Origin of the sequence: Winogradskyella haliclonae, assembly GCF_014635865.1 — a bacterium.
Taxonomy (GTDB): domain Bacteria; phylum Bacteroidota; class Bacteroidia; order Flavobacteriales; family Flavobacteriaceae; genus Winogradskyella; species Winogradskyella haliclonae.
This window is the reverse complement of record NZ_BMDQ01000001.1, coordinates 78248-102368: the sequence shown is the minus strand read 5'-3', so window position 1 is coordinate 102368 and position 24121 is coordinate 78248. Positions and strand designations below refer to the sequence as shown.

The following is a 24121-nucleotide window of genomic DNA, read 5'->3' as shown; positions in this document are numbered from 1 at the left end:
ATGAAAGTAACTCAACATATAAAAAATGCAAATGGAAACACGCAGTTTTCTTTTGAAATATTACCACCATTAAAAGGTCAAGATATTCAGTCTATTTTTAACAATATAGATCCATTGATGGAATTTAATCCTCCATTTATAGACGTCACTTATCATCGAGAGGAGTATACCTTTAAAGATGTCGGAAATGGTTTGCTTAAAAAACAGATTGTAAAAAAACGCCCAGGTACAGTAGGTATTTGCGCTGCGATACAAAATAAATATAGTGTAGATGCAATACCTCATATACTATGTGGAGGTTTTACGAAAGAAGATACTGAGAACTTCTTAATTGATCTTGATTTTTTGGGTATTGATAATGTTGTAGCACTTCGAGGAGATGCGGTAAAAAATGAAACTTATTTTAAACCCGAAAAGGATGGCCATTCTTACGCAAGCGAGTTGGTGAGTCAAATTTCAGATTTAAATAATGGTATTTATTTAGATGATGAATTAGAAAATTGTAGTAAAACCAACTTTTGTATTGGTGTAGGCGGCTATCCAGAAAAACATGCTGAAGCTCCTAGTTTAGATAGTGATATTCATTTTTTAAAGAAAAAAATTAAGAAAGGCGCCGAATATATTGTAACACAAATGTTTTTTGACAATCAGAAGTATTTCGATTTTGTAGAAAAATGTAGAAATGCAGGTATCGAAGTGCCAATAATTCCTGGCTTAAAGCCCATAGCCACAAAGAAGCAATTAAATTTAATCCCACACAGATTTCATGTAGACTTACCTCAAGATTTAATTCTTGAAATTATTAAGTGCAAAGACAATAGCCAGGTGAGGCAAGTAGGTGTCGAATGGTGTATTGAACAATCAAAAGAGTTGCAAAAGGCTGGTATACCTGTTTTACATTATTATTCTATGGGAAAAAGTAGCAATGTAAAAAAAGTAGCAGAAGCTGTTTTTTAATCTTAACGTATGCTTCTGATTAGCTTAACATTTAAGACAACTTATATCTAGACTTTTGTAAAAAATATAAGCAATGAAAACAATTAAGAAATATAAATCTGAGCTTAGATTTGGTGTTCAAATTTTACTTTTAACGATTATCTCTCTAATGGCAGCTTACTTTTTGTTTTAATAGAGAAGGTTATTTAATGTAGTGAATCATTTTTGCTTACATTTGCGACTTTAAAATGTAAAAATGCAAAAAGGGTTAGTAAGTTTGTTTTGTTTGGTGTCGGTACTTTTATCCGCTCAAAATAAAACTTCAGATTCTTTTTTTGATGTCAACTATTTCAAAGGTTACATTACACTCCATAATAACGATATATTAGGGTTGATTTCTGGGCATCCAGAAGGCGTAATTTTAAGTTGGAATAAGAAAACATTCGGTAAAGAAGCATGGGAGCAGCGTTATAACTATCCAGACTATGGAGCTTCTTTTATCTATCAAAATTTAAAGAGTGAAGCTTTAGGTAATAATTTTGGGGTATACGCTCATTATAATTTCTATTTTTTCAATAGAAATCTAATGTTGCGAATTGGTCAAGGTGTTGCGCATACATCAAACCCTTATGATCGCATCGATAACCCAAAAAATATTGCTTTTGGATCTAGAATACTAAGCAGTACATACTTAATGCTTAATTATAAGAAAGAGCGAATTTTTAATCGTTTTGGACTTCAAACAGGGCTATCATTTATACATTATTCTAACGCTAATGTGAAGGCCCCAAATACAAGCATTAATACTGTTGCTCTTAATGTTGGTGTTACTTATAATCTAGATGAAAATGATACAGAGTATATTAATGATTTAACGGATGAGAAATTTACTGAGTCTGTAAAATATAATTTTGTATTTAGAAGTGGTATTAATCAAAGCGATATCGTTGGTAGTGCACAATACCCGTTTTATATCCTATCTGCTTATGCGGATAAGCGATTAACACATACAAATGCAATTCAATTTGGTGTGGATGTGTTTTTCTCTAATTTTTTAAAAGAGTTGATTAGGTTTGAAAGTACTGCCCAATTAAATAATGGTGTTACTGGGGATGAGGATTATAAGCGTGTAGGTGTATTTGCAGGGCATGAACTGTTTGTGAATAAATTTTCGATAGAGACTCAAGTAGGATATTATGTTTATTATCCATTTGATTTTGAGAGTCGCGTGTATTTTAGAGCTGGATTAAAACGCTATTTTGGTGAAAAATGGTTTGGTACCTTGACACTAAAATCTCATGGTGCAAGAGCTGAAGCAGTAGAACTAGGAATTGGTATTAGATTATGAAAAAAAGACTGATATACTTAGTGTGTACATTTCTGATTTTAAGCTGTGATAGCGACAGTGCTTTAGATTGTTTTCAAACAGCTGGAAGCATTGTGCAACAAGAGTTTTTGGTTACTAATTTTGAAAAAATACTTGTAAATCGCGATATAGAATTAATCATAAAGCAAGGTCCTTCGCAAAGTGTGGTAGTTGAGACTGGCGAAAATTTGCTTAACGATATTACGGTAGAAGTTGTGTCAAATCAGTTGGTATTAACGGATAGTAATAATTGTAATTTTGTTCGTGATTTTGGTATAACTAAAGTGTATGTAACCACTCCAAGTTTAATAGAAATAAGATGTTCTACACAATTTGAAATAAAATCTGATGGTATTTTAAATTTTGAGAATCTAGATTTAATATCTGAAGATTTCTCATTGCCAAATAGTTTTCCTATCGGTGATTTTAGGCTACAATTAGATGTAGAAAATCTAAAGATTGTATCTAATAATTTGTCATTTTTCTACCTTTCAGGAGAGGCAGAAAATATGTCCGTAAGTTTTCCTGCTGGTAATGGTCGTTTAGAATCAGAAATGTTGATAGCTCAAAATATTTCTATATTTCATCGTGGTTCTAATGATATGGTGATAAATCCGCAACAATCTATTACGGGTTCAATTTTGTCAACAGGTAATGTGATTTCGGTTAATCAACCACCAATTGTGGATGTCGAAGAAACCTTTAATGGGCGATTGATTTTTAATTAGTCAATTCTCTAAACAGACTTTCTAAACTTGTATTTTTTTGATTAAGCTGGAGTATTTTTAGTTCATTGTCATGAGCAAAATCAAAAACATAAGAACGCATATCATCAGTTGAAGAAAACGTTATTTCATAAATAAATCCATGTGTGTTTTTTACCAACTTTACTTTAGGTAATTTTAATAAAAAAGCTTCTTCAACCCTATAATCAAACTCTACGATAACAGTTTGTTCTTGTCCTTTTCTTAATTCATTTAGGTATTTGTCTGCGACAATCTCACCCTTATTAATAATGATAACTCGATCACACATAGCTTCAACTTCTTGCATAATATGTGTAGATAAAAAAACAGTCTTTTCTTGGCCAATAGTAGTAATTAGATTTCTGACATCTACCAATTGGTTAGGGTCCAAGCCAGTTGTTGGTTCGTCTAAAATTAAGACATCAGGATTGTGCAATAATGCATTAGCCAAACCTACACGCTGACGATATCCTTTTGAGAGTTGTCCTATTTTTTTATGAGCTTCGGGCGTTAATCCAGTAAGTTCTATAACCTCTTCAATGCGCTGTTTACTTACGTTATAGACATCTGCATTAAATTTTAAATATTCTCGAACATAAAGTTCTGAGTAGAGTGGGTTATGCTCAGGCAAATAACCTACAGAGCTTTGCACCTCTTTTTTATTAGTATCAATTTTATGCCCGTTGACTTTTGCCTCGCCTTCAGTAGGGTTGATATAAGTCGTCAATATTTTCATCATGGTAGACTTCCCTGCACCATTAGGGCCTAAGAAGCCTACAATTTCAGCTGGTTTAACAGAAAAAGAAATGTTATTAAGTGCTTTTTGTGTTCCGTAAGTTTTAGTAATAGCGTTTACTTCTATTGACATGTAAAAAAGGTTTTTTCAAAAATAAGTATTAAAACAGAAAACGTAAGTTGTAAAAAAGTATTTCAACAATTTTTATTTTTCAATTTATTGGTTACATTAGCGAACGATATAATTAACAATGCAAATAAATACAACATATTATAACTGGTTCTACTTCTTTTTTAGTAAAAGATGCGAGGCTTAGTATATAGTATTTAAAACATATAAATTAAAAGTCTCGATGAAAATCGAGACTTTTTTTTTGCATACAAATTATCTCTCTTAGGAAATGAATAAAATAAACAACATAGCTATTCAAGGCATAAAAGGATCTTTTCATCACAGTGTTGCAGAGCAATATTTTGAGGATGTGGATTCTTTTAAAGAGTGCATGACTTTTGATGAACTTGTAAATAGTTTATTAGAAGGCAAAACCGATGTTGCCGTCATGGCGATTGAAAATTCTATAGCGGGCTCAATTATTCCAAATTATGCCTTAATTGATACAAACGATTTACAAATTATAGGAGAGTATTATTTAGATATTCAGCATAACTTAATGGTGTTCCCAGGGCAAAGCATTGAAGAAATTACAGAGGTGCATTCGCATCCTATGGCGTTATTACAATGTAAGGAGTTTTTTAAATCATACCCTAATATCAAGTTAATAGAAACAAGAGATACTGCAGATGTTGCCAAAATGATTTCAGAAGATAAAGTATCGAGAATTGCTGCAATTGCTAGTGAAAGGGCTTCTAGATTATATAATTTAGAAATTTTAGAAAGAAGTATTCAGACCATAAAGCATAACGAAACTCGTTTTGTGATTGTCAAAAAAAATAAAAACGAAATAGTTAATACAGAAATCAATAAGGCATCTTTAAAGTTTGAGTTAGACCACAAGCGTGGAAGCCTAGCCGCAATACTTAATGTGCTGAGCGATTGTAAACTCAATCTTACTAAAATTCAATCTTTACCAAAAATTAATACCCCATGGAAATATGCTTTTTTTATAGATGTTACTTTTGATGTATATTCAGATTATAATAAAGCAAAATCTATAGTAAGTATTATGGCAGAAAATTTCAAGATTTTAGGCGAATATAAAAACGGAAAATCATGATAGAAGTAGCAGACCGACTTAAACAGGTAAAAGAGTACTACTTCTCAATAAAACTTAAAGAAGTAGCTTTTTTAAAGTCACAAGGCAAGCCAATAATTAATTTAGGAATTGGTAGTCCAGATTTAGACCCGCCTTTAAAAGCTGTTATGGCTTTAGAAGAGAGTCTAAATCATGCCGGTGCTCATAAATATCAGAGTTATCAGGGTATTCCAGAGTTTAGAGATGCAGTTGCAGATTTCTATAAAGCACATTATAATGTGCATTTAAGTGCTAAGACAGAAATACTACCGTTAATGGGAAGTAAAGAAGGTGTTATGCACATTTCCATGGCATTTTTAAATAAAGGTGATGCGGTTTTAATTCCAAATCCAGGTTATCCAACCTATACTAGTGTTACCAAATTATTAGAAGCAGAACCTGTTTTTTATGATTTAAAAGAGAATAATAATTGGCTGCCAGATTTTATAGCACTTGAGCGCATGGATTTGAGTAAAGTAAAAATCATGTGGATTAACTATCCAAATATGCCAACAGGAACTAATGCACCGCATAAGTTTTATGACGATATAATAGCCTTTGGTAAACGCCATAATATTCTTATTGTTAATGATAATCCTTATAGTTTTATACTCAATAACAAGCCTAAAAGTATACTGCAATATAGGCAAGCTAAAGATGTCTGTTTAGAACTTAACTCTATTAGCAAAACCTTTAATATGGCTGGTTGGCGTGCAGGAATGGTTGTTGGTAATTATGATTATGTTAATGCGGTTTTAAAAGTAAAAAGCAACATGGATTCTGGGATGTTTTATGGCATCCAAAAAGGAGCTATAGAAGCATTGACTAGCTCGAAGATGTGGTTCGAAAGTTTAAATAGTATATACCGAAAGCGTCGTCAGTTGGTATGGGAATTAGCTGAGGCACTAAACTGCACATATAATGAGGATGCAACCGGGTTATTTGTTTGGGCAAAACTACCGCCACATCTTAAGAGTGAAGAGTTTACGGATTTAGTACTCAAAGAACATAGTATTTTCATTGCTCCGGGAACTGTTTTTGGTAGTAAAGGTGAGGGTTATGTACGATTCTCTATATGCGAAGAGGAAGGAGTAATTAAAGAAGCTATAGCAAGAGTAAAATAAGATGAAGAATGTTACTATAATTGGTGTTGGATTAATTGGAGGGAGTTTTGCTTTAGATATTAAGACTAAATACCCAAATACCACAATTTATGGTATAGATAATAATGAAGCTCATCTAGAGGAAGCCATCGCTCTTGGAGTGATTGATAAATCTACGTCTTTAAATGAGTTGTCTAAATCTGATTTGGTTATTGTGGCTATTCCTGTTGATGTAACTTTAGACCTTCTGCCAAAAATCTTAGATAACATTTCAGAAAACACAATTGTTTTTGATGTGGGTTCTACAAAAGAAAATATTTGTCTTAGGGTTAAAAATCACCCTAATCGACGAAATTATCTTGCAGCGCATCCTATTGCAGGTACAGAATTTTCAGGACCAAGAGCGGCTATTAAAGGGCTCTTTCAAAATAAGACAAATATCATTTGTGAGGTTGAAGAAACAGCTTTTAAACTTCAAGAGAAAGCTTTGGCTCTTTTTTCAGATATAGGGATGCGTATTCGATATATGAATCCCAAGGCACATGACAAGCACATTGCTTATGTGTCGCACTTATCACATATTAGCTCATTCATGCTAGGCAAAACTGTGATTGAAAAAGAAAAAAATGAACGTGATATTTTTGATATGGCCGGTAGTGGTTTTGAGAGTACAGTACGCTTGGCAAAAAGTTCTCCAGCTATGTGGACACCAATATTTAAACAAAATAAAACTAATGTTATTGAAACATTAGATAAATACATAAATAACTTAAAACATTTTAAGAGGCTAATGGAGAAGGATGACTTTCAATCAGTCTATCAAGAAATGGAATCAACAAATTATATAAAACAAATTCTTAACGGAATTAAATAGAGAATAAGAAAGTATGGAAAATAAAAAAGAACTAAGAAATTGGTTGGATGCCTTTGGGTTAGAACATCCATTAGTTATTGCTGGACCATGTAGCGCAGAGACTGAAGAACAAGTGTTAAAGATTGCACACCAATTAAAAGATAGTGATGCGACTGTTTTTAGGGCGGGTATTTGGAAACCTAGAACACGACCAGGAAATTTTGAGGGTGTTGGTGCGTTAGGACTCAAGTGGATGCAACGCGCAAAAGAAGAAACAGGCTTATTAACAACAACTGAAGTTGCTAACGCAAATCATGTAGATTTAGCTCTAAAACATGATATAGATATCCTTTGGATTGGTGCCCGTACGACTGTAAGTCCATTTATTGTTCAAGATATTGCAGATGCCTTAAAAGGAACAGATAAAACAGTTTTAATAAAAAATCCAGTAAATCCAGATTTAGCGTTGTGGTTAGGTGCAGTAGAACGTTTTTATACGGCTGATGTAAAGAATTTAGGTGTAATCCATAGAGGATTTTCTACGTACGAAAAAACGAGATATCGTAATAATCCAGAATGGCAGATTGCTGTAGATTTACAGAACCGTTTTCCAGATTTACCATTAATATTAGACCCGTCGCATATTGCTGGGCGACGTGATATTATTTTCGAACTAAGTCAGACAGCATTAGACTTAAATTATGATGGTTTAATGATTGAAACACATCATAATCCGGATAGAGCATGGAGTGATGCTGCTCAACAGATTACGCCAGAAACGTTAATAAAGTACACTGAAGATTTACGCATCCGTAAAGAGGTTGGTGAAGCAGCTGAGTTTAGAAATAATATTAATACCTTAAGAACACAAATCGATGTAGTAGATCATCAATTGATTGAAATGCTTGGTAAACGTATGAATGTTGCTGATGCTATTGGTCAACTTAAAAAAGACCATAACGTAGCGGTATTACAGTCTAAACGTTGGAACGAGATTTTAGGAAAAATGATTCTTCAAGGAGAAGAGAAGAACCTAAGTGAAGAGTTTATACTTCGTGTATTTAAAGCGATTCATCAAGAATCTATAAATCATCAAGAAAAGATTATTAATAATTAAAAAAAGGCTCGCAATTTGCGAGCCTTTTTTATAGATATAAATAAAATTAAAGACTTCTCTTAAATGTATAACGAGTAATAAAAATACCCTTATTGTCTCCTTTTCCACCGACACTCTCAACACCAGTGTTTATAAAAGCTATTTCCCAACCTTCAGCTATCATAGTGTTAATTTTAGAAGTCATAATTGCATCATTTGCAGCAATATTTTGAAAGCGAATTCCTCCTAAATTATAAAAGTTTAATAGTTTGGTTTCTTCATAGTCCTTTATACGTATATCACCTCTTTTAGATTTGTTTTTTTCGTCTTTATCCTTGTCTCCAGATCTGGTCGTGGTGTATTCTTTATAATCTTTTATTTCGTTAGCTGAAATCATTCTTGATCGTCCCAAACCATTTGGAACAATAGATTCTACAACTGTAACAACTTTGTACTCTACTTGTGCTACTGTTTTTTCTTCATTAGAATTCTCCTTATTAATAAAAGAAAATGAAACGAGTCCTACAGCTATAGCTGCAATAAATAAAAAATTTTTTTTCATGTTTGTTGGTTTTTGTTTTATGGTATTAAAGTAAACTCTTTTTAGTTAAAAGTTGTTACTTTGTTACTATTAATTTATTTAATGACAGGAACAGTATACAAATCAACAGGAAGCTGGTACAGCGTAAAAACACCGAATGGGAAGTTTTATGAATGCCGTATTAAGGGTAAATTCCGAATACAAGGTATAAAAAGTACCAACCCAATTGCTGTTGGAGATAGTGTTGAATTTGATGTTGAAACTAAGAATAATACAGAAACAGGTGTTATTAAGCGTATCGAAGAACGAAAAAATTATATCGTTAGAAAATCTGTAAACCTTTCAAAACAAACACACATCATAGCTTCTAATGTAGATCAAGTGTTTTTGTTGATTACCATAAATAATCCGCCAACATTTACCAGTTTTATAGATCGTTTTTTAGTCACTGCTGAAGCTTATAGCATAAAAACTGTTTTACTTTTTAATAAGATTGATGCTTATGATGAAGAGACCATTTTAGAAGTGAAATATTTAGCAAGCATATATAGAAAGATAGGCTACGAATGTATAGGTATATCTGCTGCTGCAGGAAAGAATGTAGATAAAGTAAAAGCACTTATGGAAGGTAAAGTAAGTATGTTTGCCGGACATTCAGGAGTTGGTAAGTCTACTTTGGTTAATACCATTGAGCCTTCTTTAGACCTAAGGACAAAAGAGATATCAAACCAGCATATGCAAGGACAACATACAACTACTTTTGCAGAGATGTTTGATTTAAGTTTCGATGCCAAAATTATTGATACACCTGGTATAAAAGGCTTTGGCGTTGTAGATATGGAAAAAGAAGAAATAGGAGATTATTTTCCAGAGTTTTTTGCTCTTAAGCAAGACTGTAAATTTAATAATTGCCTTCACCTTAAAGAGCCAAAATGTGCAGTTAAAGAAGCTTTAGAAAATGATGAGATTTCATATTCGCGTTATAGAAGTTATCTTCAAATTTTAGAAGGAGAGGATGAGCATTACAGAACAGATAATTGGGAAGAAAATTAAATTATGAAGGTAGTTGTTCAACGTGTTTCGGAAGCCTCAGTGACGATAAATAAAAAAATAGTGGCTTCCATAGGTAATGGTTTGTTGGTGCTTTTGGGTATTGTTGAGGAAGATACACAAGAAGATATTGATTGGTTATGTCGTAAACTTGTTGGACTTCGTGTTTTTCCTGATGAAAATATGGTGATGAATAAGTCTATTCATGACACTAAAGGAGATGTAATAGTAGTGAGTCAATTTACACTGCATGCAAGCACAAGAAAAGGCAATCGCCCTAGTTATATAAAAGCGGCAAAACCTGATATAGCAATTCCGTTATATGAAAATTTCATAGCAACATTGCAAAGCAATCTTGGTAGATCTGTCCAGTCTGGAGAATTTGGTGCAGATATGAAGGTGAAACTGCTTAATGACGGACCTGTTACCATTATAATAGATAGTAAAGAAAAAGTGTAAGAATAAATTTACATTGGGCTATTGATTTATTACTTTTCTATTGGTATATTGTTCTCTAATATTATGTTTTACATGAAGTATATAAAAGCACTTTTAGCTTGTGTCTTTTCTCTTTTGTTTGCAGTTTCCTCCTCCCAGTCAGACATAGATTATAGAGCGAGTACAATACCAATAAACCTAAAAATTAAAGCCAATGCAGTTGTGAGGTTTGATAAGCAGATTGTAGAAATCAATGATTTTGACGATATGTATATTACTACAAAACGTATTGTAACAGTGTTTAATGAATATGGTAATCGCCATCAAAATGCCTTTGAAGGCTATGATAGTAATACTAAGATTAAGAAAATGGAAGCTCGGATTTATAACGAATCTGGTGAAGAGATTAAAAAAATTAAGCTTAGAGATTTTTCAGACCAAAGTGCGGTTAGTGGTGGTACTTTATATTCAGACAGTCGTGTAAAATATTTGAGCTATACACCTGTAAAGTACCCTTATACTATTGAATATTCTTCAGAAGTGCAAATGAAGAGTACAGCTTTTGTTCCGCAATGGCATCCTATAGATGATTATTATGTGTCTGTTGAAAATTCGGAATACAAAATCATTAATAATTCTAATGTAAAAGTCAGGACAAAATCAGAGAATTTTGATACTTACAATATAGAAGTCTTATCTGATACTCATGTAAAAGCCAAAAATCTAAGTGGTATTAAGTACGAAGCATACAACCCTGGGATTTCTAATATTGTGCCTAGTTTAAAATCTGCATTAAGCATTTTTAATATGGAAGGCGTTAAAGGCGAAAACAACAATTGGGGAGACTTTGGGAAATGGATGTATAACAAATTAATTACTGGTACAGATGCAATACCACAATCTGCTATTGATGAGGTGAAAGCTTTGACAGCAAATACAACTGATAATCTAGAAAAAGCGAAGCTAGTATACCAATACATGCAAGACAAAACAAGGTATATTAGTGTACAAGTCGGAATTGGTGGGTGGAAACCCATGGATGCTATGGACGTTGATAAATTAGGATATTCTGATTGTAAAGGATTAACTAATTATACAAAAGCACTTTTAGAAGCGGTTGGAGTACCGTCATATTATACTGTAGTTTGGGGAGATGACGATATAAAAAGTATAGATAGTGAGTTTTCGGTAACTGAAGGAAATCACGTTATTTTATGTGTGCCAAATAATGAAGAAAATATCTTCTTGGAATGCACAAGTCAAACCAATCCTTTTGGTTTTACTGCAGGTTTTACAGATGATAGAGATGTGCTTTTGGTAACACCTGAAGGCGGAAAAATAGCGCACACTAAAGTTTATAACGCTGAGGATAGTCAACAAATAACAACTGCAAATGTAAACATAACCGCAACTGGCGATATATCTGCTCAAGTTGAAGTAAAGACTACTGGGTATCAATATGGTTTGCACGGGCATGTTGTTAATCAATCTATGAGAGATCAAAAATTAAACTACAAAGAGTATTGGGACAATATTAATAACCTAGAAGTATTGTCAATTAATATTAATAATGATAAGAATGCGGTGGTTCTTAAAGAAACAATTGATTTAAAAGCTACAAATTATGCATCAAAAAGTGGTAATCGATTAATCTTAATGCCCAATATGTTTAATAGAATGACAAATATTCCGCCAAGATACGATAAGCGTAATCTTGATTTTAAATTACAACGGGCATACAAAGATGTAGATGAGTTTATTATTAATTTACCAGAAGGTGTTGTCGTTGAAGCTATGAGTGAAGGAGAAAAAACAGAATCTAAATTTGGTTCCTATGAATATAGAATAGAACAAATTGACGGCAATAAATTAAAATATTCAAGAACTTATATAATGAATAAGGGCAATTATAGTAAAGAAGATTACAGCACTTTTAGAGATTTTAAAAAGCGTATTGTAAAACTCGATAAAAATAAAATTGTACTTAAAGTTAATTAAACACCAACCAACTAAACACCAACCAACGCAATCTTTCAAAAATGAAAAAACTACTAACACTAATCACATTAATGGCGTTTGTAACAATAACAAAAGCCCAGGATTATAAATTTGGCAAAGTTTCTAAGGAAGAGTTACAAGAAAAAGTACATCCAATTGATTCATCGGCCAATGCAGCAGTATTATTTAAAGATGAGAAAGTTTCTTTTTTGTTTACTCAAAATCAAGGATTCATGCAGCAACGAGAAGTACACGAGCGAATAAAAATATATAACAAAGAAGGTTATGAATGGGCTACGCATAAGATAAATCTTTACAAAGGTAGTTCAGGGGCTTCTTCAGAAAAACTATTAAATTTAAAAGGCCATACTTTTAATCTTAAAGGCAGTAAGGTTGAAAAAGACAAATTAAAAAATGATGGTATTTTTGAAGAAAAACTCAATGATTTTGTTGAGATAAATACACTAACGATGCCCAATATTCAAGATGGCTGTGTTATTGAATATACTTATAAGATTTCATCTCCATATTTAGAGATAGACGATGTGTATTTTCAAAAAAGAATACCTATAAATGAGTTGAGAGTCAAAGTTTCTACTCCACAATATTTTAATTATAATAAGAAGTCAAATTTAAAGGCGTTTTTTTCTCCAAATTTTAAAGAAAGTAAGGAAGCTAGAAGTGTAAATATGGCAACTAATACTCGTAAACTTCATTTAGGTGTTAATCAAAATGCATTTCAAACCTCAAAGAGTGAGTATTTTGATAATGTTGTAAAAATTTCAGAAAGTAATATTCCTGCTATTAAGTCTGAAGCATTTGCTGGAAGTATGGATAATTACTTATCTAAAATGAGTTTTGAGTTGGCAGCTATATTAGATGACAATGGTATTCCAGAAAAGACTTTTGCGTCTAGTTGGGAAAAAGTATCAAAATCTATTTATGATAGAGATGATTTTGGTAAGCAATTGGAGCTTACAAAATTTTATAGAGATGACATTTCTTCAATACTTCAAGATATAACAGAGCCTTTTGAAAAAGCATTTTTATTACAGAACTATGTGAAGTCTAAAGTAAAGTGGAATGGATATTATGGTTATTCAACTTACAGAGGTGTAAAGAAAGCTTATAATGAAGGTGAAGGCAATGTAGGGGATGTAAATTTATTACTAACCGCAATGCTTAGATCACAGGGTGTTAATGCAAATCCTGTATTAGTGAGTACAAAAAACAATGGAATTCCTCTATACCCTACACGAAAAGGATTTAATTATGTTATTTGTATGGTAGAAAATCAAGGGCAATATGTGTTAATTGATGCTACTGAGCCTTACGGTTTTTTAAATGTACTTCCAGAACGTGCACTTAACTGGCAGGGAAGATTAATTAAGAGAGATGGTTCCTCTAATTGGGTATCTTTAATGCCTAATAAACAGTCTCTAGAATCAACATCTCTAAATATTAAATTAGAAGACGATTTAAGTTTTACTGGTAAAGTAAGGCAGATGATAACCTCAAACTTAGCGCTTCGCTACAAGAAAAGATATGTTGGAATGAGTCAAGATGACCAAACAAAGATGTTGGAAAAAAACAAAGGTGCAATAGAAATTTCTGAAACAAAAATGGATGCAAAGGATAATGGAGCTTTCTCAATTTCATACAATTACCGTCTTAATGATGCAATTGATGATATTGGTGGTAAACTATATTTTAATCCATTGTTATTTATGGCTGAAAAAGAAAATCCTTTTAAGTTGGATGTAAGGCAATATCCCATAGACTTTACAATGCCATTCAAAGATAAATTTAAAGTAAATATTATGTTGCCTAAGGGTTACAAAGTTGAGGCACTACCAAAAAGTGAAGTAATGGAGTTTAAAGAAGGTGCCGTAAAGTATACATTTATTGCAAAGCAAAATGGGAGCTATGTACAATTAAGCACTGAGCTTGACTTAAAGTCTCCAATTATAGATTCTTCAGATTATTCTGTGTTCAAAGAGTTTTATGGAAAAGTAGTAGAGAAGCAAGCTGAACAAATAGTGCTTTCAAAAATATAGATTATGAATATTCAAGATGCTCAAAGAGCAGTAGATAGTTGGATAAAAGAACATGGTGTTCGATATTTTAATGAACTTACTAATATGGCTCAGCTTACCGAGGAAGTTGGCGAGGTAGCACGCATTATAGCAAGACGCTATGGAGAGCAGAGTGAAAAAGAAAGTGATAAAGATAAAGATCTTGGAGAAGAGCTGGCCGATGTGGTTTTTGTTGTACTTTGCTTGGCTAACCAGACCGGTATCGATTTGCAATCTGCTTTTGATAAAAAGATGGATAAAAAAGCTAAACGAGATCATAATAGGCATCACAATAACGAGAAATTAAAATAGAATTCTAAGCAAATAAAAAATTGAGATTATCAATAAATATTGTGGTTTAATTTCTATTATCGAGTAAATTTGTTCCCGCTTCGGCGGGAGTTTATTTTCTATGACATTACATCTGCAAAAATCGTATACAAAAGCATCATCAAAGATTGCAATTACTGGCTCAAAGAGTGAGGCCAATAGATTGCTGATTCTTCAAGCACTTTACCCTAATATTAAGATTGAGAATTCGTCCAATTCTGATGATTCTAGTTTAATGCAAAAAGCCTTAGCGTCAGATGAACAGTTAATAGATATTCATCATGCAGGTACTGCCATGCGTTTTTTAACAGCGTATTTTTCAATTCAAGAAGGAAGAGATACTATTTTAACTGGCTCACCAAGAATGAAAGAGCGACCAATAGGCATTTTGGTTGATGCATTAATTGCTTTAGGAGCGGATATTTCTTATTTAGAGAATGATGGCTTTCCACCATTAAAAATTAGAGGTAGGAAGTTAGCTAAACATAAAGTGAGACTTGAAGCTAATGTAAGTAGTCAGTATATTTCGGCATTGTTGTTAATTGCCTCAAGTCTAGAAAATGGACTAGAACTAACTTTAGATGGGAAAATTACATCGGTTCCATACATAAAAATGACACTAGGTTTATTAGACCAAATTGGTGTAGAAAATTCATTTGAAGGAAATGTCATCACTATAGACCCAAAGCAAGAAGAACTAAAGCCGCAAACCCTAGTCGTAGAATCGGATTGGTCTTCAGCATCATATTTTTATAGCATTGTTGCGTTAAGTGAAGTTGGTACCAAAATAGAATTATCGTCTTATAAAAAAGACTCACTTCAAGGTGATTCTGCTCTGGCTAAAATTTATAAGCAGTTTGGAGTTGAGACGTCTTACTCAGAAAATAATATCACGCTTAGCAAATCATCAATTGTCAGTCAAGACTCCAAAATCAGTCTTGATTTAAGCAACGCTCCAGATATTGCACAAACCATTTCAGTAACAGCTTTTGGTTTAGGCATAAGTTGTCACTTAACAGGATTACATACACTAAAAATTAAAGAAACGGATAGACTAGTCGCGCTTCAAAATGAATTGTCTAAGCTTGGTGCAAATATCTCGGTGACTAACGATGCTTTGGTTTTGGATGTTGCTGATGCCATTAATTCTGAAATCGAAATAGAAACTTACAAGGATCACCGTATGGCAATGGCATTTGCGCCATTGGCTTTAAAGACTTCAATCTTAATTAAAGAGGCTGATGTAGTCTCTAAATCTTATCCTGATTTTTGGAAGGATTTGGTACATGTTGGTTTTCAGATTAAATAATTGCCAGTTTACTTGACAACCCCTATCTCGAGATTGTATATTTGCCAATTCAAAAAAATAATAGTTATACATGAAATTATCACACTTCAACTTTGAGCTTCCTGAAGAATTACTAGCCGAGCATCCTGCAGAACATAGAGATGAGTCACGTTTAATGGTTTTAGACAGAGCAAACCAGACCATCGAGCATAAAATGTTTAAAGATGTTATCGATTATTTTGATGAAGGCGATGTGATGATCTTAAATAATACTAAAGTGTTTCCTGCGCGACTTTATGGCAATAAAGAAAAAACAGGAGCACGAATTGAGGTGTTCTTATTAAGAGAATTAAATCAAGATCAACGTCTTTGGGATGTATTGGTTGATCCGGCACGTAAAATTAGAATTGGAAACAAATTATACTTTGGAGACGATGAAACATTAGTAGCTGAGGTTATTGATAATACAACATCTAGAGGGCGAACATTACGTTTCCTTTATGACGGGTCTTATAGTGATTTTAGAGCAAAATTGACAGAGCTTGGTGAAACACCTTTGCCAAAATATATCAAGAGAGATGTTGAGCCAGAAGATGAAGAGCGTTATCAAACTATTTTTGCTAGTAGAGAAGGTGCAGTTGCTGCACCTACTGCAGGTCTACACTTTTCAAAGCATTTATTAAAGCGTTTAGAGATTAAAGGTGTAGAGCGTGCAGAAGTAACATTACATGTTGGTTTAGGGACATTTAATCCAGTTGAGGTTGAAGATTTATCTAAGCATAAAATGGATAGTGAAGAAATCGAAATCAAACAAGCTGCAGCTGATATTATTAATAATGGTCAAGCAAAGAAGAAACGTATTTGTGCAGTAGGTACGACATCAATGCGAACTATTGAGAGCTCTGTGTCTTCAAGCGGAACATTAAATCCTTATATGGGTTGGACTAATAAGTTTATTTTCCCGCCATATGATTTTAGTATTGCTAACTGTATGATTACAAACTTTCATACACCAAAATCAACCTTACTGATGATGGTTTCTGCATTTGCAGGTCATGATTTTATGAAAGAAGCTTATGCAGAAGCAGTAAAAGAAAAATACAAATTCTATTCTTATGGTGATGCGATGTTAATCATCTAGTAATAATCATATAAATTAGAAAGCCTCTTAAACGTTTAAGTTAATGTTTAAGAGGCTTTTTTTAATGAAAACGCTTATTTGCTTTTCATTACTTTTGCATTTAATGGAAATTAAGAAAAAAGACATACGCGCATTAACCAAAGACCAACTTCGTGAGTTTTTTGTAAATAATGGTGATAAGGCCTTTCGTGGTAATCAAGTGTATGAATGGTTGTGGCAAAAATCTGCGCATAGTTTTGAGGACATGACTAATATCTCTTTGAAAACTAGGCAGATACTCGAAGATAATTTTGTCATTAACCATATCCGTGTAGATCAAATGCAACGAAGTGAAGATGGTACTATTAAAAATGCCGTAAGGCTTCATGACGATTTAGTTGTAGAGTCTGTTCTTATTCCTACAGCTACTCGGACAACAGCTTGTGTATCTTCTCAAGTGGGTTGTAGTTTAGATTGTAAGTTTTGTGCTACAGCCCGCCTAAAACGTATGCGTAACCTTAATCCCGATGAAATCTACGATCAAGTTGTAGCTATTGATAACGAAAGTCGTTTATACCATAATCGTCCGTTGAGTAATATTGTATTTATGGGCATGGGAGAACCTTTGATGAATTATAAAAACGTCATCAAGGCCATAGATAAAATTACTTCTGATGAAGGTTTAGGCATGTCGCCAAAACGAATAGTAGTTTCCACATCTGGAGTGCCAAAGATGATTAAGAAGATGGCAGATGACGAAGTAAAGTTTAAGTTGGCTGTATCCTTACATTCTGCAATTGATGAGGTTCGTACTTCTATTATGCCTTTTAATGCTACGTTTCCTTTAAATGACTTACGAGAAGCTTTAGAATATTGGTATTCAAAAACGAAGAATAGAATAACGTATGAGTATGTAGTGTGGGATGGTATTAACGATCAGCGAAAAGATGTAGATGCCTTAGTGCAATTCTGCAAATTTGCACCAAGTAAAGTCAACCTTATAGAATATAACCCAATAGACGACGGCATGTTTCAACAAGCCAGTTCAAAAGCCATAGATATGTATGTGTCAGTTTTAGAAACTAATAATATCACGGTGACTGTTCGTCGTAGTCGCGGTAAAGATATAGACGCTGCTTGTGGGCAATTGGCAAATAAGACGTAAATACTAGTCCAAAAATAGATTAGGTCGTATCTTTGTATTACAGTGAAAATTACCGAACAAATAAAACAACCCATTGCTTACGAAATGGAGCTTTTCGAACAAAAGTTTCAACTCGCTATGTCAAGCAAGGTGCCGCTTCTTAATAGAATTACCCATTATATTGTAAACCGAAAAGGAAAACAAATGCGACCTATGTTTGTCTTTCTAGTGGCAAAGATGATGAATAATGGTCAGGTCAGTGAACGCACCTATCGTGGGGCATCTGTAATCGAGCTTATTCATACTGCAACACTTGTCCATGATGATGTTGTAGATGATAGTAATCGTCGTCGAGGATTTTTCTCCATAAATGCACTTTGGAAAAATAAAATCGCTGTTCTTATAGGTGATTACTTATTGTCAAAAGGATTACTATTATCAATAGATAATAACGATTTTGACTTACTCAAAATCATCTCTGTAGCTGTTAGAGAAATGAGTGAAGGCGAATTGCTTCAGATAGAAAAAGCTCGTCAACTAGATATTACTGAAGCTATATATTACGAAATCATCCGTCAGAAAACAGCAACGTTAGTTGCTGCTTGTTGTAGCCTTGGAGCAGCTTCAGTAAAACCAAATTCACCAGAGGTTGAAAACATGCGGAAGTTTGGTGAACTCATAGGTATGGCATTTCAGATTAAAGACGATTTATTTGATTATGGCGAAACCAAAATAGGAAAGCCAACAGGTATCGATATTAAAGAACAAAAGATGACTTTGCCTTTAATATATGCACTGAACCATGCTTCAAAAAAGGAAAAGTCTTGGCTGATTAATTCTGTAAAGAATCATAATAAAGACAAGAAGCGTGTTAAAGAGGTTATTGATTTTGTAATCGAAAAAGGCGGATTGGATTATGCCGAAAAGAAAATGATAGCATTTCAAAAAGAAGCCTTAGACTTATTGACGGGCTATCCAGAATCAGAATTTAAGGCTTCATTAATCTTGATGGTCAATTACGTTATAGAACGTAAAAAATAATTTTCAACTATAATGTATTGATTTTATTGGTATTTCACCAATTCAAATAAATAATTTTTAGCTTCAGGCAACCAAAATAAAACGATTTGCGTCTTTATAAATAGAAGTGCAAATCATCACAACTAGAACGCAGAATGAAAGTCATTCAACTTCATAACAACGAAAAGAAACTCATAGCAAAAGCAGCGAAGAACAATCGCGAAGCACAGTATATATTGTATGAGTTGCATGCGCCCAAAATGCTAAGTGTATGCCGTTATTATGTTAAGGATGTGTATCAAGCCGAAGAGGTAATGCTTAATGGTTTTTTTAAAGTTTTTAAGCATTTAAAAAGCTTTAAAAGTGAAGGTAGCTTCGAAGGTTGGATACGCCGCATTATGGTTAGAGAATCGATCTCGTTTTTACGAAGCAAAAAGCAGTTAGAGTTTCCTGTAGAAGAAGTCGATTTTAAGCAAAATTCAACAGATAGTATTAATTCTAACATTGAAGTTGCAGAAATTCAACGTTTGATAGATAGTTTGCCAGAAGGTTACAAAATGGTGTTTGTTATGTACGCCATTGAGGGATATAAACATTATGAAATTGCTGAGATGCTTCAGATTTCTGAAGGTACATCAAAATCGCAATTATACAAAGCAAGACAATTGCTTCAGCAAAAAATAAAAGACTTAAATAAGACCAGTTATGGCACCAATTAAATTTGAAGAACAAATAAAAGACAAGCTAGAGCAGCGCACGGTTACACCGTCTGCAGAAGCATGGTCTAAGCTATCTGAGCAGTTAGATGCTGATCATAAGCGTAGCAAAAAAGCATCCTTTTGGTGGTTTGGTATTGCGGCAAGTATTGCAGCATTGATTTTTGTGTCCATTTCATATTTTGGACAACAAGATGAAACCTCAATAGACAACAGCATAGTTAAAGATGAGATTAAGAACATCATACAACCAAAAGCAGAAGAGAAGGTTATAGATATTAATAAAACTGTGACAGAAGATATTGTTGCTATAGAAAAAGATGACGCGATTAAAGAAGTAGAAACCCAAACTGAAGCACCAAAAACTGTTATTAAGAAGAACGTGAATCAAGTTAAAACGATTAATAAGGTTATTCTTAAATCGGTAACGAATGATGTGGCCAAAGTTGAAAAACAAGTGCCGCAAAGAACAGATAATTTAGAGCTTAAAAAGACACCTCAAGAGTTGATGACACCAAAATTAGAGGTAGAATTAAACTCTGTAGCTAGCGTGATGCAAGAGGTGAAATCAAAAAATAAGAATACAGTCACAGATCAACAAATAGACTCACTTTTAAAGGTTGCAAATAGAGAATTGCTTATTGACAAAGCGGTGAAGAAAAGTTCTAATATCGTTAATGCAGATGCGTTACTTCAAGACGTTGAAGAGGCAATGGGAGAATCTTTTAGAACTCGTATTTATGAAACGTTAAAAGACAATTACAAAAAGGTAAAAACTGCAGTTGCCCAGCGTAATAATTAGAGTATAATCAATCAAAAAAGGAACAAAAAACCTAAATCATTAATTTTAAAAAAACGAACAATGACAACAATTACAAAATATGTTGTAGCACTAGCCCTATGCTTATTTGTATGCAATATTAGTGCTCAAGAAAAGCAAAAAGAAACTAAAAAAGATTCTATTATAAGTACTACGGAAGCTTATAAAATGGCGCAGATAAGTAATTTAAAAGCAGAAAAGAAACGTATTGAAACTCAAGAGCGGGATTTTCTAAAAGCTGACATCGAAGGGATAAACAGACAGCTTGATGAGGGGAAAATTACTGCAGGAGAAGCAGAAAGATTAAAAAAAGAAGCTGCAAAAAAGAGAGCTGCAAACATTGAAGACCGCTTAGCAATTATCGATAAAAAAATAGCATTGGTAGAAAGAAATCCTTATGCGGAGAATTTAGATAGCGAAAACTCATCTTACATAGGTTTTGTAGCAGATAGAGAAGATGGAAGCAGAATAGGGTTTTCTATAAAATCAGGAAAAAGAAAACCACCTAAATACGATATTCGTACTACGAATAGAATGGTTTTTGCAATAGGGTTTAATAATGCTATTGGTGATGGTCAAGGTTTAGATGACTCACCTTATAAACTAGGAGGCTCTGGGTTTGTAGAACTTGGATGGGCATGGCGTACACGCTTATTTAAGAATTCTAACTTTGTAAGACTTAACTACGGGTTTTCATTTCAATGGAATAAGTTTGACATCAAAAACAATAGATATTTTGTGCAGAATGGAGATGTAACCACATTACAAGATTTTTCTTTAAACCTTAAAAGCGCCAAATTTAGAGTTACCAATTTAGTATTGCCAGTACATTTCGAATTTGGACCATCAACTAAAAGAGAGTACAGTAATCGCGTACGTTATTTTACAGACAATAAGTTAAGAGTTGGCATTGGAGGTTATGGAGGAGTAAGACTAGGTTCTATGCAAAAATTAGTTTACGATGACGCTGATGGTAACCGAGTAAAAAGCAAAGAGAAGCGTAATTTTAATGCTTCAAACTTTGTTTATGGTCTTAGTGGATATATTGGATGGGGAGACTTAGCAGTATATGCTAAATACGATTTAAGCCCATTGTTTAAAGACCAAGCATTTGACCAGAATAATATATCATTAGGACTTCGTTGGGACTTAGACTAAATCAATCAATATTTTGAGTCAAAAAGCCATAATCTAATTTTAGGTTATGGCTTTTGTATTTTCTAGATGAAAATTATACGTTACTGTACGTTTTTTTACACTCTATCTTTAACCGGAATAACAAATTTTAATCCAGACCAAACATCATTTATAGCACAAACCTTGATGTCTACAAGTCCATTTTTTAATCCAATTTCTCTTACGATATTTCCATTAAGGTCAGTTTCAACTTTTGAAGCCTTTTTTGGCCATGAAATCCATAGCATTCCATTCTGTTCCATTTCTTGTTTTAACTCTTTAATAGCGTTATCAAGTTGAGAAGCATTTTTAGTAAAAAAATGTATAAAATCCTTTTTCGTTTTTATATCTGCTATTTTTTTTAAATCTTCAGGAAGATCAAGAAACAATTCAAAATAGCCTTCAGGTTCATTAACTATTTTAATTTTAAACCCATTCTTAATACCGAGTTTTTTTGCTAGTGGCGTGCCAGAGTAACCTGATGTTTTCATTTTTTATTTTAAGTTCAATTGCCATGAAACACCAAATTTATCAATGACCCATCCAAACTTTTGACTAAAGCCATAATTGTTTAATGGCATGGTCACATTACCGTTTTCGGATAATTTTGAAAATAATTGCTCAAGTTCATTTTCATCTTCGCATTCTATGTAATTAGAAACCGCTGGTGAAAAATCCCAATCGTGAATAGGCGGACTATCACTACACATAAACAAATTTCCGTCTATAATAAAAGTGGCATGCATGATCTTACCTTCTTCAATAGGAGCGTCTTTCCCCCATCTCTTTACGTTGACAATCTCTGAATTATTAAACAATTCTACATAAAAATTCATTGCCTTCTCTGCATTATTATCTTGGAATGTTAAGAACGTAGCAATTTGCTCAGTTATTTCAGATGGCTTATTTACCTTTAATCTTTTTAAGCTATCAATCTCAGATTGCAATGCCTTTAATTCTCTTTCAGAGGTATTGTCACGTTTAACATCATTGCAGCTTAATATGCTGAGCGCTATGATTAGTAAGGAAATAATTTTTTTCATCTTGTAAGTTTTATTTTTATAGCATTTCAACAATTTGGATATTGTTACCACAAGTGTCATTAAATACAGCAAACTTTGCAGTTCCCATTTCTGTAGGTTTCACACTAAATTCTACACCTAGTTTTATCAGTCTATCATATTCTGCGTCAACATTTTCAACATCAAATTGCGTATAAGGAAACCCTGCTTCCATCAATGCATCTTGAAACACTTTGCAAGGCTCAAAATGATTTGGAGCTGGCTCTAATAAAAGTTCTGGGCCATCTTGCCATTCTGGAGATACTAAAGTTAACCACCTATTGCCTCCGCCTAATGGCGCATCCTTCTTCTTTAAGAAGCCTAATTTTTCGGTATAAAATTTTAAAGCTTTTTCTTGGTCTCGAACCGGAATGCTAATTAATGTTACTTTCATCTTTGATGTTTTTAATTAGAGCTTCGAAGTTCAGAACTTTAATCGTATCTCACTTCTTGAAAGTTGCTCTTTTTTTAAAATCTATAGGTGATTTCCCCGTTTTAGTTTTAAATAATGTGCTAAACGAGCCTAAGCTTTCAAACCCAACTGCAAAGCAAGTTTCTGTCACAGATGCACCGTTTGTGAGTAGCTCTTTAGATTTGTAAATACGTTTATCAATTAAATACTGTCTTGGTGTTAGCCCGTAATATTTTTTGAAAAGTCGCAACATATGAAACTTAGAAACAAACTTGGCGTGTGATAGTAACTCTAAATTTAAATCAGACTCGTAATTGTTATCAATATAGTTCTTTATACCTATTACGGTTTGTATCTGTTTGTCATTAGAAAAACAGCTGTTTTTTATATGTTTAATTTTTGATTCGTAGAATGTCACTTACATATTTTGATAGTACCTCTAAAATGGGCAGATAGACATTGGTTAAGACAAGTATGAATACTTTGTGCCTTAAAGATACTAAAATGTAACTAGGTAAATTATGAATAATTGTGTTTTGATTGGTGATTTCCTCAATTTTATGTAAAATGTTTTGCTGTCATCGATTGGTATAATGCGTCTTGTAAATCATCATCATTTTATGATGATAATAGGAGTTGTCAATTTTTAAAAAATTCTTTTGCAACCCAAATTCCTCAAAACCAATCTTTTTGTATAATTTCTCGGCATTTTCATTGATAGATATAACACCAATTTCTATTTGTTCAATTTCGTTGATTTTGAATGCCTCATCTATTGTAGATATTATGATATTAGAACCTACATTTTTGCCTTGATATTTTGGACTTACATAGACTTGAATGA

At 33.1% G+C, this 24121-nt stretch carries 26 protein-coding genes; 19 read left to right on the top strand and 7 right to left on the bottom strand.

What is annotated here, in order from left to right; translation table 11 throughout:
- From metF to IEV10_RS00490, 3 genes are all read left to right on the top strand, one after another.
- Window positions 1–957: a methylenetetrahydrofolate reductase [NAD(P)H] gene (gene metF / locus IEV10_RS00500; RefSeq protein ID WP_188372735.1), complete on the top strand. Its 957-nt coding sequence runs from the start codon at window positions 1–3 to the stop codon at window positions 955–957.
- A 235-nt stretch (window positions 958–1192) separates the two neighbouring features.
- A complete protein-coding gene (locus tag IEV10_RS00495; RefSeq protein WP_188372734.1) occupies window positions 1193–2284 on the top strand; it encodes an acyloxyacyl hydrolase in 1092 nt (363 codons plus the stop codon).
- Window positions 2281–3030 carry a head GIN domain-containing protein gene (locus IEV10_RS00490; RefSeq protein WP_188372733.1) on the top strand — a complete coding sequence of 250 codons (750 nt, stop codon included), beginning with the start codon at window positions 2281–2283 and terminating at the stop codon, window positions 3028–3030. The genes IEV10_RS00495 and IEV10_RS00490 overlap by 4 nt, the downstream gene beginning before the upstream one ends.
- Here the strand turns inward: IEV10_RS00490 and gldA are convergent.
- Window positions 3023–3916: a gliding motility-associated ABC transporter ATP-binding subunit GldA gene (gene gldA, locus IEV10_RS00485; protein WP_188372732.1), complete on the bottom strand. Its 894-nt coding sequence runs from the start codon at window positions 3914–3916 to the stop codon at window positions 3023–3025. The two genes, IEV10_RS00490 and gldA, sit on opposite strands and share 8 nt — an antisense overlap.
- A gap of 268 nt (window positions 3917–4184) precedes the next feature.
- On the opposite strand from gldA, the gene IEV10_RS00480 reads away from it, so the two are divergent.
- From IEV10_RS00480 to IEV10_RS00465, 4 genes are read left to right on the top strand one after another with little or no spacing between them, the layout of a single operon-like run.
- On the top strand, window positions 4185–5018 hold the full coding sequence (locus IEV10_RS00480; RefSeq protein WP_188372731.1) for a prephenate dehydratase: 834 nt from the start codon (window positions 4185–4187) through the stop codon (window positions 5016–5018).
- Window positions 5015–6160 (top strand): pyridoxal phosphate-dependent aminotransferase, encoded by a 1146-nt coding sequence (locus IEV10_RS00475; protein ID WP_188372730.1) that lies wholly within the window; start codon window positions 5015–5017, stop codon window positions 6158–6160. The genes IEV10_RS00480 and IEV10_RS00475 overlap by 4 nt, the downstream gene beginning before the upstream one ends.
- 1 nt (window position 6161) lies before the next feature.
- Window positions 6162–7013 carry a prephenate dehydrogenase gene (locus IEV10_RS00470; protein ID WP_188372729.1) on the top strand — a complete coding sequence of 284 codons (852 nt, stop codon included), beginning with the start codon at window positions 6162–6164 and terminating at the stop codon, window positions 7011–7013.
- A 13-nt stretch (window positions 7014–7026) separates the two neighbouring features.
- A complete protein-coding gene (locus IEV10_RS00465; protein ID WP_188372728.1) occupies window positions 7027–8109 on the top strand; it encodes a bifunctional 3-deoxy-7-phosphoheptulonate synthase/chorismate mutase type II in 1083 nt (360 codons plus the stop codon).
- Window positions 8110–8155: 46 nt separating this feature from the next.
- On the opposite strand, the gene IEV10_RS00460 is transcribed toward IEV10_RS00465, so the two are convergent.
- The gene (locus IEV10_RS00460) at window positions 8156–8650 is read right to left on the bottom strand and encodes a hypothetical protein (RefSeq protein ID WP_229719549.1); all 495 of its coding nucleotides are present in this window, start codon (window positions 8648–8650) and stop codon (window positions 8156–8158) included.
- An 81-nt stretch (window positions 8651–8731) separates the two neighbouring features.
- Between IEV10_RS00460 and rsgA the strand changes: the two genes are divergently transcribed.
- The 12 genes from rsgA (at window position 8732) to IEV10_RS00400 (ending at window position 21786) form a co-directional block, all read left to right on the top strand.
- Window positions 8732–9682, top strand: a complete 951-nt coding sequence (gene rsgA, locus IEV10_RS00455; protein ID WP_188372727.1) for a ribosome small subunit-dependent GTPase A — start codon at window positions 8732–8734, stop codon at window positions 9680–9682.
- Window positions 9683–9685: 3 nt separating this feature from the next.
- Window positions 9686–10138 carry a D-aminoacyl-tRNA deacylase gene (gene dtd, locus IEV10_RS00450; RefSeq protein ID WP_188372726.1) on the top strand — a complete coding sequence of 151 codons (453 nt, stop codon included), beginning with the start codon at window positions 9686–9688 and terminating at the stop codon, window positions 10136–10138.
- Window positions 10139–10210: 72 nt separating this feature from the next.
- The gene (locus IEV10_RS00445) at window positions 10211–12115 is read left to right on the top strand and encodes a DUF3858 domain-containing protein (RefSeq protein ID WP_188372725.1); all 1905 of its coding nucleotides are present in this window, start codon (window positions 10211–10213) and stop codon (window positions 12113–12115) included.
- 41 nt (window positions 12116–12156) lie between these two features.
- Window positions 12157–14172, top strand: a complete 2016-nt coding sequence (locus IEV10_RS00440) for a transglutaminase family protein (RefSeq protein ID WP_188372724.1) — start codon at window positions 12157–12159, stop codon at window positions 14170–14172.
- Window positions 14173–14175: 3 nt separating this feature from the next.
- Window positions 14176–14502 carry a nucleotide pyrophosphohydrolase gene (locus tag IEV10_RS00435; RefSeq protein WP_188372723.1) on the top strand — a complete coding sequence of 109 codons (327 nt, stop codon included), beginning with the start codon at window positions 14176–14178 and terminating at the stop codon, window positions 14500–14502.
- A gap of 100 nt (window positions 14503–14602) precedes the next feature.
- Complete coding sequence (locus IEV10_RS00430) at window positions 14603–15829, top strand: 3-phosphoshikimate 1-carboxyvinyltransferase (RefSeq protein ID WP_188372722.1); 1227 nt, start codon at window positions 14603–14605, stop codon at window positions 15827–15829.
- Window positions 15830–15899: 70 nt separating this feature from the next.
- Entirely contained in the window at window positions 15900–16949 is a 1050-nt protein-coding gene (gene queA / locus IEV10_RS00425; RefSeq protein ID WP_188372721.1) for a tRNA preQ1(34) S-adenosylmethionine ribosyltransferase-isomerase QueA, read from the top strand.
- 103 nt (window positions 16950–17052) lie between these two features.
- On the top strand, window positions 17053–18093 hold the full coding sequence (gene rlmN, locus IEV10_RS00420) for a dual-specificity RNA methyltransferase RlmN (RefSeq protein WP_188372720.1): 1041 nt from the start codon (window positions 17053–17055) through the stop codon (window positions 18091–18093).
- Window positions 18094–18135: 42 nt separating this feature from the next.
- Window positions 18136–19113 carry a polyprenyl synthetase family protein gene (locus tag IEV10_RS00415; protein ID WP_188372719.1) on the top strand — a complete coding sequence of 326 codons (978 nt, stop codon included), beginning with the start codon at window positions 18136–18138 and terminating at the stop codon, window positions 19111–19113.
- A 134-nt stretch (window positions 19114–19247) separates the two neighbouring features.
- Entirely contained in the window at window positions 19248–19811 is a 564-nt protein-coding gene (locus IEV10_RS00410) for an RNA polymerase sigma factor (protein WP_188372718.1), read from the top strand.
- Window positions 19798–20610, top strand: coding sequence for a hypothetical protein (locus IEV10_RS00405; RefSeq protein ID WP_188372717.1), 813 nt, complete (start codon window positions 19798–19800; stop codon window positions 20608–20610). Before IEV10_RS00410 ends, IEV10_RS00405 begins: the two co-directional genes overlap by 14 nt.
- A gap of 60 nt (window positions 20611–20670) precedes the next feature.
- Complete coding sequence (locus IEV10_RS00400) at window positions 20671–21786, top strand: hypothetical protein (protein WP_188372716.1); 1116 nt, start codon at window positions 20671–20673, stop codon at window positions 21784–21786.
- 95 nt (window positions 21787–21881) lie between these two features.
- Here IEV10_RS00400 and IEV10_RS00395 read toward each other — a convergent pair whose 3' ends face one another.
- The 5 genes from IEV10_RS00395 to IEV10_RS14435 all read right to left on the bottom strand — a co-directional run bounded on the left by IEV10_RS00395 (window position 21882) and on the right by IEV10_RS14435 (window position 24119).
- Window positions 21882–22295 carry a DUF3052 domain-containing protein gene (locus IEV10_RS00395; protein WP_188372715.1) on the bottom strand — a complete coding sequence of 138 codons (414 nt, stop codon included), beginning with the start codon at window positions 22293–22295 and terminating at the stop codon, window positions 21882–21884.
- Between the two features lie 3 nt (window positions 22296–22298).
- Window positions 22299–22847, bottom strand: a complete 549-nt coding sequence (locus tag IEV10_RS00390; RefSeq protein ID WP_188372714.1) for a VOC family protein — start codon at window positions 22845–22847, stop codon at window positions 22299–22301.
- A gap of 16 nt (window positions 22848–22863) precedes the next feature.
- Window positions 22864–23259 (bottom strand): VOC family protein, encoded by a 396-nt coding sequence (locus tag IEV10_RS00385; protein WP_188372713.1) that lies wholly within the window; start codon window positions 23257–23259, stop codon window positions 22864–22866.
- Window positions 23260–23308: 49 nt separating this feature from the next.
- Window positions 23309–23695: a helix-turn-helix domain-containing protein gene (locus tag IEV10_RS00380; RefSeq protein WP_188372712.1), complete on the bottom strand. Its 387-nt coding sequence runs from the start codon at window positions 23693–23695 to the stop codon at window positions 23309–23311.
- 160 nt (window positions 23696–23855) lie between these two features.
- Window positions 23856–24119, bottom strand: coding sequence for a GNAT family N-acetyltransferase (locus IEV10_RS14435; RefSeq protein WP_371862930.1), 264 nt, complete (start codon window positions 24117–24119; stop codon window positions 23856–23858).
- Window positions 24120–24121: the final 2 nt, after the last annotated feature.

Excerpts from the sequence above, each read along its gene's own strand:
- metF (WP_188372735.1), top strand. The coding sequence starts at position 1 with ATGAAAGTAACTCAACATATAAAAAATGCAAATGGAAACACGCAGTTT.
- IEV10_RS00495 (WP_188372734.1), top strand. The coding sequence starts at position 1,193 with ATGCAAAAAGGGTTAGTAAGTTTGTTTTGTTTGGTGTCGGTACTTTTA.
- IEV10_RS00490 (WP_188372733.1), top strand. The coding sequence starts at position 2,281 with ATGAAAAAAAGACTGATATACTTAGTGTGTACATTTCTGATTTTAAGC.
- gldA (WP_188372732.1), bottom strand. The coding sequence starts at position 3,916 with ATGTCAATAGAAGTAAACGCTATTACTAAAACTTACGGAACACAAAAA.
- IEV10_RS00480 (WP_188372731.1), top strand. The coding sequence starts at position 4,185 with ATGAATAAAATAAACAACATAGCTATTCAAGGCATAAAAGGATCTTTT.
- IEV10_RS00475 (WP_188372730.1), top strand. The coding sequence starts at position 5,015 with ATGATAGAAGTAGCAGACCGACTTAAACAGGTAAAAGAGTACTACTTC.
- IEV10_RS00470 (WP_188372729.1), top strand. The coding sequence starts at position 6,162 with ATGAAGAATGTTACTATAATTGGTGTTGGATTAATTGGAGGGAGTTTT.
- IEV10_RS00465 (WP_188372728.1), top strand. The coding sequence starts at position 7,027 with ATGGAAAATAAAAAAGAACTAAGAAATTGGTTGGATGCCTTTGGGTTA.
- IEV10_RS00460 (WP_229719549.1), bottom strand. The coding sequence starts at position 8,650 with ATGAAAAAAAATTTTTTATTTATTGCAGCTATAGCTGTAGGACTCGTT.
- rsgA (WP_188372727.1), top strand. The coding sequence starts at position 8,732 with ATGACAGGAACAGTATACAAATCAACAGGAAGCTGGTACAGCGTAAAA.
- dtd (WP_188372726.1), top strand. The coding sequence starts at position 9,686 with ATGAAGGTAGTTGTTCAACGTGTTTCGGAAGCCTCAGTGACGATAAAT.
- IEV10_RS00445 (WP_188372725.1), top strand. The coding sequence starts at position 10,211 with ATGAAGTATATAAAAGCACTTTTAGCTTGTGTCTTTTCTCTTTTGTTT.
- IEV10_RS00440 (WP_188372724.1), top strand. The coding sequence starts at position 12,157 with ATGAAAAAACTACTAACACTAATCACATTAATGGCGTTTGTAACAATA.
- IEV10_RS00435 (WP_188372723.1), top strand. The coding sequence starts at position 14,176 with ATGAATATTCAAGATGCTCAAAGAGCAGTAGATAGTTGGATAAAAGAA.
- IEV10_RS00430 (WP_188372722.1), top strand. The coding sequence starts at position 14,603 with ATGACATTACATCTGCAAAAATCGTATACAAAAGCATCATCAAAGATT.
- queA (WP_188372721.1), top strand. The coding sequence starts at position 15,900 with ATGAAATTATCACACTTCAACTTTGAGCTTCCTGAAGAATTACTAGCC.
- rlmN (WP_188372720.1), top strand. The coding sequence starts at position 17,053 with ATGGAAATTAAGAAAAAAGACATACGCGCATTAACCAAAGACCAACTT.
- IEV10_RS00410 (WP_188372718.1), top strand. The coding sequence starts at position 19,248 with ATGAAAGTCATTCAACTTCATAACAACGAAAAGAAACTCATAGCAAAA.
- IEV10_RS00405 (WP_188372717.1), top strand. The coding sequence starts at position 19,798 with ATGGCACCAATTAAATTTGAAGAACAAATAAAAGACAAGCTAGAGCAG.
- IEV10_RS00400 (WP_188372716.1), top strand. The coding sequence starts at position 20,671 with ATGACAACAATTACAAAATATGTTGTAGCACTAGCCCTATGCTTATTT.
- IEV10_RS00395 (WP_188372715.1), bottom strand. The coding sequence starts at position 22,295 with ATGAAAACATCAGGTTACTCTGGCACGCCACTAGCAAAAAAACTCGGT.
- IEV10_RS00390 (WP_188372714.1), bottom strand. The coding sequence starts at position 22,847 with ATGAAAAAAATTATTTCCTTACTAATCATAGCGCTCAGCATATTAAGC.
- IEV10_RS00385 (WP_188372713.1), bottom strand. The coding sequence starts at position 23,259 with ATGAAAGTAACATTAATTAGCATTCCGGTTCGAGACCAAGAAAAAGCT.